Origin of the sequence: Oribacterium sp. C9 (assembly GCF_002007235.1) — a bacterium.
Taxonomy (GTDB): Bacteria; Bacillota; Clostridia; order Lachnospirales; family Lachnospiraceae; genus Oribacterium.
The window spans coordinates 74,801-88,800 of record NZ_MUHW01000006.1 but is presented as its reverse complement, the minus strand read 5'-3'; the positions used below and the strand labels follow the sequence as shown (position 1 = coordinate 88,800).

Below are 14,000 nucleotides of genomic sequence, written 5' to 3'. Positions count from 1 at the left end.
CCTATTTTTTTATGAAAAACTCTTAGAAAAGAAATCCTCTTTCCTTAACAATTCCGGAACATATGTACTTAATACTTCAAGCAAATCTATTGCACATTTATGATATTCAGCAAACTTCTCTTCTGTATTAACTCCACCTGTAGAACTTTGTATCTTATCACTTTTATCCATTAACATCTCAAGTTCTTGCTTAAGCTGATTATACATGTAAGTGTTTTTTTGAGATTTAAACAACTTCTCAAAGCATGATATTAAATCCGGAATAATTCCTGGATTATCCCTATCATGCAATTGTGTTAAATGATATGTATAATAAAGCGCATTATATTTATCAGCCGCGATATGATCACCTATTATGTGAATATAATACAGCAGTTGACAGAAACTCTCACATTGCTCTTTATACTTTTTCCCATCGGAATCCCACGGCAAAAAGGAAAAAACAGATTTCACTTCTGAAAAAAGCACCTTATCAACTGTATTCCTGAGGATCCTTTGCCTAATATCCCAATGAGCACTACGGTCATAATTAACGTTCCATCCTCTATGAGTATGCTTCCTATGTGTATAATTATCTTTGAAATCAAACTCATCAATTGACTTAGGTATATCAGGAATTTTTTCATTATGTAGATTTTCTAATTCTTTAATTCCTTTTCCATTAAACTGATCGACACAAAGATATGTAGCATCTTCTATGGCTTGAATTTTTTTACTGTTACTACTATTTGGATGGGTTTTCTTATAATCTTTATTACGAAACAGCACATATTCAATATCTTCATCATGTTCAGATTTTTCGTGTGCCATAACCGGTACTGAAAAAAGGAAAATAATTACACATACTAACAAAACTGACAATAGTCTTTTTTGCATATTATTTCACCCTTTCAAACAGCACATCACTCTCCCATACTTTTAAATACTCGAACCATTCATTTTTATTTCCTTTTGTTTTAAATTCAAAATGATGTGATCCTTTTGATGATCCCTTATATGATACATCTATTGAGATTGTTTCATCAGCTTTCCAACCATAATCCTTAGAGGTTTTGCTGGTATATTCAGCTTTATGGGTTGAAATAACATTCTCTGTATCTCTTTCAACCTCTTTAAGTACCCAGTCTGTAAAAACATTAGTCATATTTCCATCTTTAACCGATACTTTTATATTTGAATCTGATGTCAATATAGATGCAGGAAGCACCATACTCCCCTTTGATATTGATACATTCATATCTTTATCTGCCGTTGATGATCCATTCTTATCAAACCAGTAATTATTTTCAACCGATTCAACAAGAAATACTGCTTCAGCGTTTGGATGCAACATTTTATCAATTTTTTTCTTATCGGAAGCTGATATCTTAAGCTCGTCAGCTATGGCGAATAATAAATCTAAATTCAATCTAAGTGGTTCATAAATCGGTGCTAACTCCACCTTTCTGGCTTCCTTACGCATTTTGTTATATTCTTCTATCTGGTTTTTCTCTTCTTTTGTTGCGGATTTTGGTATGGCTTTATCAGATACCTCTTTTAGATACTCTTCATTTTGAGTTTTCTGCTCTGACAAAAGATAGTTGACATTATCTACAACAATATTATATGCATCTTGTAAATATATCTTATCTTTTGTTTCGGCATATATATCCACAAAAGTCTGGGCAGCAAAATACCTTAAAGCCCAATCATCATGATCAGTATTATTCACGATCACCTGTGCTTTTTCACTTGCATACTTGGCATACTCATCCTTTTTCATTGTTTCTTTTGCTGATGCTATTGCTAAAGGTAGTATCTTTGCATATTCATAATCTCGTCTAAATATACGAGTACCCATTTTTTCATATGTTTCAACATCGCTAAGACACTTCTTATAATCATCATTCTTATAGTAGCTCTCTGCTCTGATAAGCCAGTATCCGCCATATGCTTGATATGTTTTTTTATTTGATTCCAAAAACTGAATTCTGCCAACAATATTAGAATTGTTCTTCCAATTTACAAGGTCCTTTACACTATCTTCTGTCAATGTCAAATCGCCCGGAAGATTATATTCATTAACCATCTTTACCATGTAGCTAAAAGTTCCTTTTCTGCTCTCATGAAGTACCTTTGCTTCCTCATCATCAAGAGCCCATCCATCCTTTAAAAACTTTTGTTCAGTTTCTGACTTATATGCAATATAATTCATCGCCGAATCCATTGCCATATATACAACAGATCCTATCAATTTAGCCGGATGAAAAGAATGAACAGTGCTTAATAGTCCTGTTGGATTAGGTATAGCTGCTTTCATAGCTTGTGCCTGACTTTGTTCATAAACATATTGCAGACGTTCACGCTTAACATCAATCATTCGATAGCTTTCCATCGTATCAAGCAGTCCTGTCAAATGACTTAATGTTCTGCTGTCAACCGCATTTGGATATGTATTATTTATAAGTGTAGAATACGCATTTTCCATGTAGATACGGCTGTTTTTCGAAGTATTGATGTCCTGAGTGAGCACAGTAATATAGTTGAGCATCTCAATTGCATTACTCTGCTGTGTTGTTAAATTTGCAGCTTCTTCTGCCATAGCTATAGTACTTCCTAAACTCATCACGACAAACGATGTGGTCAAGACAATACTTATAATTAATCGCTTAATTCTATTCATACAAAAACACCTCCACCACGCAATCCTTTATCCGGTACGCTTTTCTCTACTACTTTTGATGCAATTGTCTTACAACTATAACCTTTCTACAGTACTTATCTAATTTCTAATCCATTAAAATCATCAAATATCTTTGGAAATATAATCATTATAAATTCTCATTACCCCAATGTTTTTATCGTCAAATCCTAGGTTAACTATAACAGTAAAGACTCTTGCTATTATGGTTTGAAGCTACATCATTATGAATAATTATTACAGAGCAATGTTTTTAAAGCCCATTTATTTTCTTTTTCAACAAAAGGGCCATCATGTGACAGCCCCTTAGTATTCCTTCAATTTTTTATTGTCTCACCTTATTTTTACGATTACTTCTGCCGGCTCGGACATCACCATATTATCTGAGTTCTTTGCTTCAATAGTGAATCCGATACTTTCGACATCTTCTATTCCTAATTCTGATTTTTTCTCTTCCTTAAGAACACTATTTATACCTATATCCTCAATGGTTCGTTTCCCGGCAGTGACAATTTCAGAGCTCCACGTTCCCTCGTAAGCCAATTGATCATTAATTTTTATATCTTTTATAGAAATCCTGGCATCCATTTCCGTATCATTCTTTTCTTCAATCATCAATGTTTGCTTACCGTCTTTGTTTGTAATTAAAACCTCAGTTATAATTGAAATACCGGCTGATGAGTATAATTCTTCATCGGAGAAGTAGTCCAGTGTCATATTATAAGTGTATTGAAGTGCCTTACTCTGCATGTTTTTACGAAAATTGTTAGTACTGGATTCAACTGTATCTGCTGCTGTGGTCTTTAACTCTAAAGTCCCGGTATAAATGTCGTTATAATCATCATCACTAATACTGAACCCAGTTTGTATAATTCCTATTTCGGAAATCCCCGAAAGCATCATTTCATTATAATTGAATCTCATTGTGTCAGTTGCAGACTCACCGGCGGCTACATCAACATTAACGTAACCATCCTTTATCATAGAATCATTTATGGCATTTCGAGAATATCCTAAAGATTGAGCTATAAAACTCATATTTTTATCACTATTATTCTCAAATTTCAGCCCCAAATCTGCAGAGTAATTTCCATACGTGAGTGATATAGCAGTAATTTTTAAATCATTTTTATCAAACAAGACAGTTTCTTCAATTGTCGCATCCTTTTTAAAAGGTTCCAGCGGAACAAAATCACCATTTTGAGTTTTCCCTGAATTACCCGTAGCTGATTGTTTATCGTTTCCATTCGCATCAAAGCTTGTTTCACTAGATTTATTACCACAAGCCATAAGTAAAGAAAGACTACCGAGTATCAAAATAAAAACTATCTTTTTCATAGCAACTCCTTTCTTTTTAAAGAATGATAATTTATTTTTTCCTTAGAACAATTTCAGAAGTGTCAAAGATCAACCAACTATCCTACAAAATACTTTTATTCATGTACTCCACTGGATCTTAGCGGCACCATTTTGTTGGCAAGAAGCATCTCATTAATATCAATGATGCTCCCGGGATGTTCATTAAAAAATGTCATGAGTAATGCATCTCTCGGATCTCTGGCAAACAACGTATCCATGTGATAAATCTTAAGTGCCTGCTGCGTTTCCTTAAGTGAAAAATTTGCAGCATAACAGATTCTCAGGATAATATCTCTCTGCTTAGTTACCTTTTCCTCTGATAACAGCTTATATCCATATCCCTGCGAAATATCCGCCCTAAGAAGCACTTCCTGTTTCTGAAGCCCCTTCTCCCTGAGCTTTTCGTTCATATATTTCATAAAGTTCCTGTCACCATCAAGAAGATCCTCTTCATTATTCTTTACATAATCCAAAATGTCCTTTGGATGAGTATGTTCAAGTATCTCTTCCAATTCTTTTGTGGTCTTTTTATACATTGCACTCCCCTTTACTGTGTTATACTTAGATAATAAATAGGTGAGGTTATATTATGTTTGACAGTTCATTGCCAATTTCCTTTTATAAAGAGGTTGCCACCCTCAGTGAGGAGCATCAGATATATTATGTCCAGCACATTGATACAAAGAAAGTTTATCTTAAAAAAACGCTTTCCGTATACAATCTCAATGTTTATGAGCAGCTTTTCAGACATCACATCAAAAATATTCCTCGCCTTTATGCCATGTATCAACATGACGGAGTTCTCACCATTATAGAAGAATACATTTCCGGTGATACTCTACAGGAAGTGATTGATCTGTGCGGTTCAGTTTCAGAAATCGATGCCATATCCTACGCAATAAAACTATGTGACATTCTTATTGAATTACATTCACAAAAACCTATTCTGATTCATCGAGATATTAAGCCTTCAAATATAATTCTTACGGAAGACGAACGAATCATCCTGATAGACTTAAATGCCGCCCGTCAGTGTATCACCGAAAAAGAACGCGATACCAGACTCATTGGCACCGAAGGCTATGCAGCCCCGGAACAATTCGGTTTCGGTAATTCCTCATGTCAGACAGACATATATGCTGTAGGAAATCTAATTAAGACACTAACAGGAAATGATAATGTTCACTCGAAAAAAAAGTCAGCAAAACTTTCAACTGTTATTAATAAATGTCTTGAAATGAATCCAAAAGATAGGTACCAATCAGCCTCTCAACTAAAGAAAGCTTTGCAAAAGCTTCAATGTATTCTATCTATAACTAATTATAACAACAGGAATTATTAATGCTCCCACCGTAGCAGTGGGAATAGTATAAAAAAAGAGTAAATCTTATGCGATTAGTTAACTGCCCAATTTGTGGAACAAGATGTTCCGCAGATTTAGAAAAGTGTCCTGAATGCGGTTTTGAAATCGGTCAATATTTTGCAAACAAAGCAATTGATAATCATACTAAAAAGCCTCCGATTCTGATCATATGTGCTGTATTTATTATGATAATGGTTTTTGTGGCATTTTCATTTTTTAAAACAAAATCAGAATCTCTTATACCGGAGGCTTTTGTTGAAACCAGCATTGATAATACTCCGACAGACACATACTCAGCCACACGGGAAACAACTACAGTATCCACTTCCGTGGAAGAAACGACAATCACCTCAAATGAAGATAATATTGACATTTGCGGTGTTTATGCGGGCGATGACCATGAAATCCTTGTACTAAACTCGGACGGCCTTGCATACTATTATTGCATCACTATCCAATACACTGAATTGGCATGCCCTTGGTATATTAAAGATGATAATATCTATATAGAGCTTTCAAGACTGCACTGCACAATATTCTCAAAAGTTGATGAAAAGGAACTAATATTTAAATCGGATAGCACCAATTGGAATACTGAGCTGTTCACACGGCTGAACGTCGAGCCGGAACAATATCTCACAAAGATACCCAAAACTAATGATCCCATGGCAACCATGAATATGGATGGAACCATAAATTATACTTTAGATAATATTACCTATATTCTCCCAAAAACATTTATGGATGTAAAAGATGAATTTGACAGTATGAATGACACCTCCTCTTTCATAGATCAGGATACTCAAAGTGACTATATAGCTTCCATAACATTCTATAAGACTATCGGTAGTAAAGAGATGGATGATACTTTCGCCAAGAATTTGGCAGAAACCTTTGCATCAGGATTCTATAAAAATATAACCATTTCAGATTGTTCCAAACTGAAAATTGCCGGTCAACATGGATTCAGATTTAAAATCAACGGATTTCTCAATAAAGGATTTAACGTTTTTGAAGGGCATGAAATAGATGGATTTATTATTATCTTCTACAACAGACTCACAGGAAACAACAACTATATCATGATGGTACAAACTTCCAATAGGGCTCTGGACGATACATCCTCATTTGAGAGCATTATAAAATCCGCAGGATAAACTCTGTATTTTTCCTGAGTTCCCATGACAATATCATTATTACATATAAAAAAAACTACATTCATCAGTTATGTACAACTACAGGAGGGGCGATGCCCCTCCTGTCTGTTTACACACTATTATGCTTTTCCGCACTCATAAACTCTTCCCGGCAAACCCGGATACCTCTGAAATAAGACATTTCTTATCACAAAAGGCCATACTATACTTCAAACGTGTTGTATATCCCTCATATCTGGGCCCGCTCTCATATTTTTTCTCTACAATCTGTCCTGCTGCCTCCTTTAAAGCTTTTTCCAGTTCATTTTCATCCTTAACATGCTTTAACTCGATAATGATACATCTGCTTTTTGCCGGATCCTGAATTATCAGATCACTTCTTCCGTATCCGGTCTCTCTTTCAGAATGCACTATATATCCCAAACCTGTGAAAAATCCATCCAGAATTAGATGATAACTGTACTCACGGTATTCATGATAAAAAGATAATGTTGCCTCCAGTATCTGATTAAGTGCCGCTTCTGCTCTCTGTATTTCTCCGGTCCACAATGCACTTACGAAATCTTTTACAAAAACATTGTCTACCTTGTCTTTGAAATAATTCCATATCTCCTCTCTGAATACCACCTGTATTTCTTTATTAGGTATCCGAAGGGGCATCAATGGCATATTTTCGGTAACAGCTTTCGAAAGATATCCTGTTTCAACAAGTACCGACCAGAGGTTTTCACCGCTCTCATGTATTCTGTGATAAGGCAGATTAACATTTACAGTACAGTCAATCGTATCCCCTGCCAAAAGTCTTTCAAAGCTCTCATCGATATCAGCGGTTTTTCCAAGGAAACCTCTTATGATATTCAATGACGTCTCCGATGTATTTACCCAATAGCTTTCAGGCCCCATAGCCTCACTATATGAGCCATCCAGTACAGATCTGACATATGACAGCACATCCCATGGGCAGTACATTTTATCTCTTCCAAAAATATATCCGTCATACCATTCTGATACAGTCTCGTAACGGTCAGACAATCCGGCGTCTTTAAGTAATGTTTTTACATTATCATCAGTAAAACCTATGGCAGAAGCATAGTTCGGTGAAAGCACAGTGTAGGGTATGATATTATTGACACCGGTATATGTACTGTTTTTCACAGTATAGAGGCACCCTGAAAGGATTACGGCCTTAACATTATCATTTGTCTTACATACGAAACTGAGCATGTGTTCAATCATGTCCCGTACTCTGTCATATTCAGGAGTCCCAATAGCCTTTGCCATCGGAACATCGTATTCATCAATTATGACAAATGCCTGCTTTTTATAGTAATTCTTTAAAAGTCTGGCCAAGAAACCGAGGGATGCTATCGTGTTTGCTTCATTTGCCTCCTGATCTCTTAATTTACTGAGGATTTTCCTGTCTTCTTCCTCAAGAAGTTCATTCCTGATCAATTCAGGATACTGCTTGCATAATTCCGAAACCGCAAGTTTCAGATTAGAAAAAATGCTGTCCGACTCTTCTCCATATATCTCCTTCAACGAAATGAAGATTACCGGATACTTATTCATGTATCCTTCAACCACATCACGGCAGTTCATGACATTCAGTCCGGCAAATATATCCCTGCTATCCTGCCGTATGTCCAGAAAGTCCCTCAGCATCGTCATGGTCAATGTCTTACCAAATCGACGAGGTCTGGCAAAAAGAACCGCCTTATCAAATTTATGGATCAGATACTCTTCAATGATATCTGTCTTGTCAACATAATATGAATTGTTTTCCCTTAACTCTCTGAAACTATCATACGATGTCCTTATATTGATCGCCATGCTATCTCGTCCTTCCTGATGGATTCCGGTACTGCCCTTTATTTCCAAAGAGCAGAATTCACTTCATATATACGTTTATACTATCACTCGGACAATGCTCACACAATCGCAACCGCCTTTTCTTTTTTATCTCTTGCAAAAATCGACACGCGTGTCTATAATCTAAATCGACACAGGTGTCGAAAAAGGAGTGGGATAAAAAGATGGCAGGAAAAGCTGAGAGAACAAAGGAAATGATATTGGATCGGGTCTATCCTCTGTTTGCAAAAAGAGGATTCAAGCAGGTGACCATGAAGGATGTATGCGAAGTGACAGATCTGAGCCGCGGCGGACTGTACAGTCATTTTTCAGGTACCGAGGTACTGTTTGAGGCTCTTCTTGAAAAGATCACCGCAAAAGACGCTATGGATTTTCATGGCGAGATTTCGAAGGGACTTTCTGCCACTGAAATTTTAGAGAGTGCCCTTCTGCTTATGGATGATGAGATGAAACATCCCGAAGACTCTCTGAGTATCGCGATGTATGAATACGCGGAAGTGACGGGCTCCGATGTGATGGAACGTTTTAACAAAATCTGGGAAGAAAAATGGACTGCCTTGATCCGCTATGGAATCGAACGCGGTGAATTCTCAGAAGTGAATGTCGGTGAGATCGTGAATGTGATCCTCTTCTCCTATCAGGGTATCCGAATGTGGAGCCAGATCATACGGATGGAACCGGAGACATTTCAATCGGTCACAGAACACATCCGAAATATTCTGATCCGAAAGGATCGTTATCATGGAGGCAAAAATGAATATGCAGAATAAAAAAATCGCCGTTCTCTATGTTCATGGAAAAGGCGGCAACGCGGCAGAAGCCGAACACTATAAAGCTCTCTTCCCGGATGCGGAGGTTACGGGACTTGATTATCACACCGATCTTCCCTGGGAGACCAATCTGGAAATTGAGAACGCTGTCTCAGAACTTGCGGCCCGCTATGACCATGTCTTCTTGATCGCAAACAGCATAGGTGCTTTCTATTCAATGAATGCTGACATCTGTGAAAAGCTGAGCCACGCCTACTTCATCTCTCCTATGGTTGACCTTGAAAAGCTCATCCTGAATATGATGACATGGGCAAATGTAACCGAAGAAGACCTGAAACGTGAAAAGACCATTAAAACCGACTTCGGTGAAGAACTGTCATGGGAGTATCTTTGCTACGTGAGGGAGCACCCCATAAAATGGACTGTTCCCACTGATATCCTCCGGGGCTCAGAGGACGAACTGTCTACCGCTGAATCCATCGAGCACTTCATAAAAAAAACCAATGCTTCCCTCACTGTCATGCAGGGAGGTGAGCACTGGTTTCACACAAAAGAACAGATGGAATTTTTAGATAAGTGGATAACTGACGCCACTGCCCGCTGTTTTACTTCTTCTCAACAGCGTTGAAGCTGCCGAGAAAACGGATACCTTCCAGCCCGGAGACCTCTTCGATCTCTTCTTTTGTAACTCCTCCGGGCTTTTCGGTTTCAATGATGTAGTTGTATCTTCCCAGCTTGCTGCCCTCAGGTCTGTCATGGATAGTTACCATTTCGAGTCCTGCATCATGTATGGCTAGAATAATGTCATCGATCCTGTTTGCTTCACAATCAGCCACAAACAGCGCACGCTCATTTCCATCACCCTCCATGGGATTCTTCGAAAGAACATAGAATCTTGTTTTATTCGCATCGGTGATCTGAACATTTTCAGCAATTACAGTCAGACCGTAAAGCTCTGCTGCTCCGGGAGCAGCGATGGCAGCGATAGTCTTATCTCCCTGCTCCGCAACATAACTTGCCGCTGCCGCGGTACTTGCCATCTCTGTGACATCCGCATCCGGCATATGTTCTGCACGCCACTTCTCTGTCTGTTTTATTCCCTGTGCATGCGAGCACACAGTTTTAATGTCTTCGATAGCAGCACCTTCAACTCCCATCAGTGTCTGACTTATAGGAAGTATCACTTCTCCGACTACATAAACACTCTTTTCAGCGATAAGAGCGTCAACATATCCTGTAACGGCTCCACCAAGCGTATTCTCCTGAGGGATCACGGCATAGTCCGCCTCTCCTGCCACAACATCTGAAATAGCGTCTGCCACGGTTTCTTTCGGAATAAATGTGCCTCTTTCTTTGAAGAAAAACTGAGTCGCCTCCTCTGTATAAGTCCCGGCAGGTCCCAGAAAACTGACCTTTGCTTCCTCTGTAAAAGCACCACTGACTGCATTCCCCTCTGACTGACTTTCAGCTATTGTCTCCTGCACAGTGTTCCCGATACCCGGAACTGCATCATAACCGCAGCCGCTAATTGCTCCTGTAAGTAAAACAGCAGACATAAAAATCGAAATCATTCTTTTCTTCATTTACTCTTCCTCACTCTTCACTTCATACCGCTTTTTAAAAAAGCCACTAGTAAGTATATCTTAAATCTGTGAAGTTGAGCTGTTTTTTCTTACCATATCATAGACTGCAGACGGACTTAATTACATTCATACGACACCGGATATACCTGGAATATATATTTACGCTTTATTCCATCAAAAAACTTCACTGCTCCGTCTATATCAGACTGATCCGGGTGCTTTTTGTTGATACCTCCTATGATCTTAAAAGGTCCGAAGGTATCAAATCCCTTACAGAAATAGGTCCCCAGATACTCGCATTCCCTCTCATCAGTTATCTTCTTTGCAGATCCATTCTGATTCTCTCTCGGATCTCCGGCTGTATGGATAAAGAAGACCTTCTTGCCCGCCGGAAGCTTCTTTTCCAGATATTCCAGAATCTGCGGATAATACTTGCTGAACACTATACCGGATGCGATTCCGATAAAATCATAATCCGAAATATCCGCATCCTTCTCACTGATGATGTCTATGGCATCGACCTGATTCTCTTTTGCTATGGCATCTACCAGCTTTTTGGTATTACCATGATGTGATGATGCATAAATAATAGCTGTCTTCATTTTGCTCCTACTCCTTTTCAATAATTTTTATATCTTCAAATACAACTATACACTCTTAAGGCCTGATTTTTTCTCAGACACTTTAAATTGCTGATTTTACATTGTTTTGATTGATTTATCACTTTATTCCCACTGTCAACACAAATATATAACAAAAATGGCGGAGCACCTCACGCTCCGCCATCTGACATTATATAAATCAGTTCAACTGATACCTTCACTCACAGTATTCCCAACTGTCACTTGCTTCATCATAACAATACAGACAGTCGCAGTCCTCATCGTAATAGAACATGGTATCCGTATCCTCATCATAGAGGTAAAGCTCTCCATCCTCATAGCTGTACCAGATCTCCTCGTCATAATCATAGATCCAGCCATCCTCATCGCAGGAGCCATCATAACATGAGCTATAGTCATAACCATACTGACAGGAACCGCCGTTACTGATATTGCAGCCATACTCACTCTCGTAGTCTCCCCAGCCGCCCCAGTTGTTCTCAAAGCCATAATAATCATAGTAATCATTATAGCCGGAGCTGCTCACGAAACCTTCGAGCCAGTTTATATACTCCGCATCCAGACCGATATCACTGTAAACCTCTTTCAGCTGCTTATAAAATTCGTAATCTCCATACGGAAGCGATACCGCAAGTCCGGTCAGTTCGTTTTTATCCGATGTATGCCCAAAGTACGCCACCTCCGCCTTCAAAGCTGAGATAAGCTTCTTCGCCTCATCACTGTTTTTGTCAATGCTTTCCACCAGCGCAAGGATATCACTGATATAGTAATCCGACAGAGTTACACTGCTGTAATCATATCCCCAGTTATCAAAAAAGCCTCTTCCCTTTGCCTTGTGAGCCTTACTGTAATTCTTCTTCAGAAGTGCCGCCTCGTTTTTATACGCAAAAGCCTTCCACGCCTCATAAAGATCCCTGGAGGCCGCCACATTGAAAAGCCCCATACAGGCAGAACCGCCGCCAAAACTGCTTTCATTATCGGCAATAACAGCATCTACTATCCGCTTCCCGAGCAACGGGGTAGCCATCCCGGGATTTCTCTCGAGCTCTTCCATCCATCCGGTGTAGTTCCAGCCGAGTCCCGACTCAAAGTCCTCCGACAAAAGGGCATACTTACAGTATGGTGCCAGAGCATAGCAGGTCTCCATGCTGGCCATGATACAACAGTCCATGCCAATGATATCGAAATGAACATCATCATTCTCCGAAAAGGCTTCTGCCATCTCGGCGATCGTGAGGCTATCAGTCTCAGACTGCCACTCATCATACCCGAAGCCGTATACAGGCCCGCCCCCATGATCCCAGAACAGGAACATGTACCTGTCCGCCGGATACCCGGTTTTACAGAAATCGATAAATTCAGACAAAGTTCTCTTATCTGTACAGTCAAGCTGTCCAAGCCCGTCTCTAATAAGCTTGAACTCACCATCTTCTATCCTGTATGTCTGGGCACTTTTTGAAGATATACCGTAATTCTGCCAGTGTCTCGTCCCCATAGTCTGCACGATGACATTGACATTATCACCTATTCCTGAAGCTATCATCTCGGAAATGTCTTCCGTCGCCTCTCCTGCCTCCGACTCAAGATCCGAGCCGTTGACATAGACCATGATGGTAGCAGATCTGGCACCTGTATCAACAGAAACGGTATCCACATTTATATCCGGGGCACCCGAGTTACTGATCTGCTCTTTGATATTCTCCGTATCCGTCTCAGTCTGAAAGCCATCAGTTACACTCTGATGATCTCCACTCTGATGATTATCACTCCGGTCATCAGTATCCCGTTCATCTACATTCTGCTCTACCGCAGTCTGTTCTGAAATCTGCTCCTCATCATCCGGCCATAGAAGCAGGATGATGAACATAAAACCAAGAGATGCCAGTATGAAAATTATTATTTTCTTTATTTCATTCCACATTATTCTTCGAATTTCTGATCATCAAAGTCATCGTCGAATTCTTCGTCTTCAAACTCATCATCACCGAAATCCTCGTCATCAAAGAACTCTTCATCGTCCGGTTCATCAAAAATGGTCTCATAGTATCCGGCTGTTTCGAAACCGTCATCCTCATGATCTGACAGCATCCATTCCATCATCTCTACTATTTTGTCATGGCTTCCATCAAAACGATCATGCACATAGAACAGAGAGAGAATATCCTGACTAAGCTCCATACCCGGAATCTTGTTATGGAATGTCTCTATCACGTTCCACAATGTCACCGAATCATCATACTGAATATCCATGAGAAGTACATTGAGTCTGTCCGGATTGTAATAGCAGCGCACCATACCGCCCACTGTATCCTCTCCGAAAAGATCCATGTATATCTGTCTCAAAGCCTTTGCATTGAGCTCATCAGGATCATTCAGATAATTCTCAGGATTCTCTATAGCCACACGATAGTGGCTGAAGGACTCGTTCTTCAGCTCCAAAAATTCAAGCGTATCTGCTATCGCAGTCTCTATCGTTACATCATTCTGTTCTGTATATGATTTAAGTATCTGCATATACTCATCGGGAAATTCCATCTTCACACCCATAATCAACCTCCGATCTTATATAGCCCTCATAATTTTGTGCGTATATTCT

General features: G+C 39.1%; 13 protein-coding genes. 4 read left to right on the top strand and 9 right to left on the bottom strand.

Annotated elements, in window-relative coordinates; genetic code table 11:
* Positions 1–9 precede the first annotated feature (9 nt).
* The 4 genes from BXO88_RS05575 to BXO88_RS05560 form a co-directional block, all read right to left on the bottom strand.
* Positions 10–876: a hypothetical protein gene (locus BXO88_RS05575; RefSeq protein WP_078036758.1), complete on the bottom strand. Its 867-nt coding sequence runs from the start codon at positions 874–876 to the stop codon at positions 10–12.
* 1 nt (position 877) lies between these two features.
* Positions 878–2,662, bottom strand: coding sequence for a hypothetical protein (locus BXO88_RS05570; RefSeq protein ID WP_139355519.1), 1,785 nt, complete (start codon positions 2,660–2,662; stop codon positions 878–880).
* A 351-nt stretch (positions 2,663–3,013) separates the two neighbouring features.
* Positions 3,014–4,018 (bottom strand): hypothetical protein, encoded by a 1,005-nt coding sequence (locus BXO88_RS05565; RefSeq protein WP_078036756.1) that lies wholly within the window; start codon positions 4,016–4,018, stop codon positions 3,014–3,016.
* A 95-nt stretch (positions 4,019–4,113) separates the two neighbouring features.
* Positions 4,114–4,575, bottom strand: a complete 462-nt coding sequence (locus BXO88_RS05560) for a hypothetical protein (protein WP_078036755.1) — start codon at positions 4,573–4,575, stop codon at positions 4,114–4,116.
* Between the two features lie 53 nt (positions 4,576–4,628).
* Here BXO88_RS05560 and BXO88_RS05555 point away from each other — a divergent pair, with 53 nt between their 5' ends.
* Together BXO88_RS05555 and BXO88_RS05550 are read left to right on the top strand one after the other, a co-directional pair.
* Complete coding sequence (locus BXO88_RS05555; RefSeq protein ID WP_078036754.1) at positions 4,629–5,381, top strand: serine/threonine protein kinase; 753 nt, start codon at positions 4,629–4,631, stop codon at positions 5,379–5,381.
* A 47-nt stretch (positions 5,382–5,428) separates the two neighbouring features.
* Positions 5,429–6,559 carry a hypothetical protein gene (locus tag BXO88_RS05550; protein ID WP_078036753.1) on the top strand — a complete coding sequence of 377 codons (1,131 nt, stop codon included), beginning with the start codon at positions 5,429–5,431 and terminating at the stop codon, positions 6,557–6,559.
* 135 nt (positions 6,560–6,694) lie between these two features.
* Here BXO88_RS05550 and BXO88_RS05545 read toward each other — a convergent pair whose 3' ends face one another.
* Positions 6,695–8,389: an AAA family ATPase gene (locus BXO88_RS05545; RefSeq protein WP_078036752.1), complete on the bottom strand. Its 1,695-nt coding sequence runs from the start codon at positions 8,387–8,389 to the stop codon at positions 6,695–6,697.
* Between the two features lie 203 nt (positions 8,390–8,592).
* On the opposite strand from BXO88_RS05545, the gene BXO88_RS05540 reads away from it, so the two are divergent.
* Positions 8,593–9,198: a TetR/AcrR family transcriptional regulator gene (locus tag BXO88_RS05540; protein ID WP_078036751.1), complete on the top strand. Its 606-nt coding sequence runs from the start codon at positions 8,593–8,595 to the stop codon at positions 9,196–9,198.
* On the top strand, positions 9,182–9,826 hold the full coding sequence (locus BXO88_RS05535; RefSeq protein WP_242945160.1) for an alpha/beta hydrolase: 645 nt from the start codon (positions 9,182–9,184) through the stop codon (positions 9,824–9,826). The genes BXO88_RS05540 and BXO88_RS05535 overlap by 17 nt, the downstream gene beginning before the upstream one ends.
* Here BXO88_RS05535 and BXO88_RS05530 read toward each other — a convergent pair.
* The 4 genes from BXO88_RS05530 to BXO88_RS16470 form a co-directional block, all read right to left on the bottom strand.
* Complete coding sequence (locus tag BXO88_RS05530) at positions 9,804–10,781, bottom strand: prephenate dehydratase (protein ID WP_078036750.1); 978 nt, start codon at positions 10,779–10,781, stop codon at positions 9,804–9,806. The two genes, BXO88_RS05535 and BXO88_RS05530, sit on opposite strands and share 23 nt — an antisense overlap.
* A gap of 116 nt (positions 10,782–10,897) precedes the next feature.
* On the bottom strand, positions 10,898–11,383 hold the full coding sequence (locus BXO88_RS05525; protein ID WP_078036749.1) for a flavodoxin domain-containing protein: 486 nt from the start codon (positions 11,381–11,383) through the stop codon (positions 10,898–10,900).
* A 217-nt stretch (positions 11,384–11,600) separates the two neighbouring features.
* On the bottom strand, positions 11,601–13,325 hold the full coding sequence (locus tag BXO88_RS05520) for a clostripain-related cysteine peptidase (RefSeq protein WP_078036748.1): 1,725 nt from the start codon (positions 13,323–13,325) through the stop codon (positions 11,601–11,603).
* Complete coding sequence (locus BXO88_RS16470; RefSeq protein WP_078036747.1) at positions 13,325–13,951, bottom strand: hypothetical protein; 627 nt, start codon at positions 13,949–13,951, stop codon at positions 13,325–13,327. The genes BXO88_RS05520 and BXO88_RS16470 overlap by 1 nt, the downstream gene beginning before the upstream one ends.
* Positions 13,952–14,000 lie beyond the last annotated feature (49 nt).

What these genes read in the sequence shown, in the direction of transcription:
- BXO88_RS16470 (WP_078036747.1), bottom strand. Translation starts at nt 13,951, where the DNA reads ATGGGTGTGAAGATGGAATTTCCCGATGAGTATATGCAGATACTTAAA.
- BXO88_RS05520 (WP_078036748.1), bottom strand. Translation starts at nt 13,325, where the DNA reads ATGTGGAATGAAATAAAGAAAATAATAATTTTCATACTGGCATCTCTT.
- BXO88_RS05530 (WP_078036750.1), bottom strand. Translation starts at nt 10,781, where the DNA reads ATGAAGAAAAGAATGATTTCGATTTTTATGTCTGCTGTTTTACTTACA.
- BXO88_RS05570 (WP_139355519.1), bottom strand. Translation starts at nt 2,662, where the DNA reads ATGAATAGAATTAAGCGATTAATTATAAGTATTGTCTTGACCACATCG.
- BXO88_RS05550 (WP_078036753.1), top strand. Translation starts at nt 5,429, where the DNA reads ATGCGATTAGTTAACTGCCCAATTTGTGGAACAAGATGTTCCGCAGAT.
- BXO88_RS05540 (WP_078036751.1), top strand. Translation starts at nt 8,593, where the DNA reads ATGGCAGGAAAAGCTGAGAGAACAAAGGAAATGATATTGGATCGGGTC.
- BXO88_RS05560 (WP_078036755.1), bottom strand. Translation starts at nt 4,575, where the DNA reads ATGTATAAAAAGACCACAAAAGAATTGGAAGAGATACTTGAACATACT.
- BXO88_RS05525 (WP_078036749.1), bottom strand. Translation starts at nt 11,383, where the DNA reads ATGAAGACAGCTATTATTTATGCATCATCACATCATGGTAATACCAAA.
- BXO88_RS05575 (WP_078036758.1), bottom strand. Translation starts at nt 876, where the DNA reads ATGCAAAAAAGACTATTGTCAGTTTTGTTAGTATGTGTAATTATTTTC.
- BXO88_RS05535 (WP_242945160.1), top strand. Translation starts at nt 9,182, where the DNA reads ATGAATATGCAGAATAAAAAAATCGCCGTTCTCTATGTTCATGGAAAA.
- BXO88_RS05545 (WP_078036752.1), bottom strand. Translation starts at nt 8,389, where the DNA reads ATGGCGATCAATATAAGGACATCGTATGATAGTTTCAGAGAGTTAAGG.
- BXO88_RS05555 (WP_078036754.1), top strand. Translation starts at nt 4,629, where the DNA reads ATGTTTGACAGTTCATTGCCAATTTCCTTTTATAAAGAGGTTGCCACC.
- BXO88_RS05565 (WP_078036756.1), bottom strand. Translation starts at nt 4,018, where the DNA reads ATGAAAAAGATAGTTTTTATTTTGATACTCGGTAGTCTTTCTTTACTT.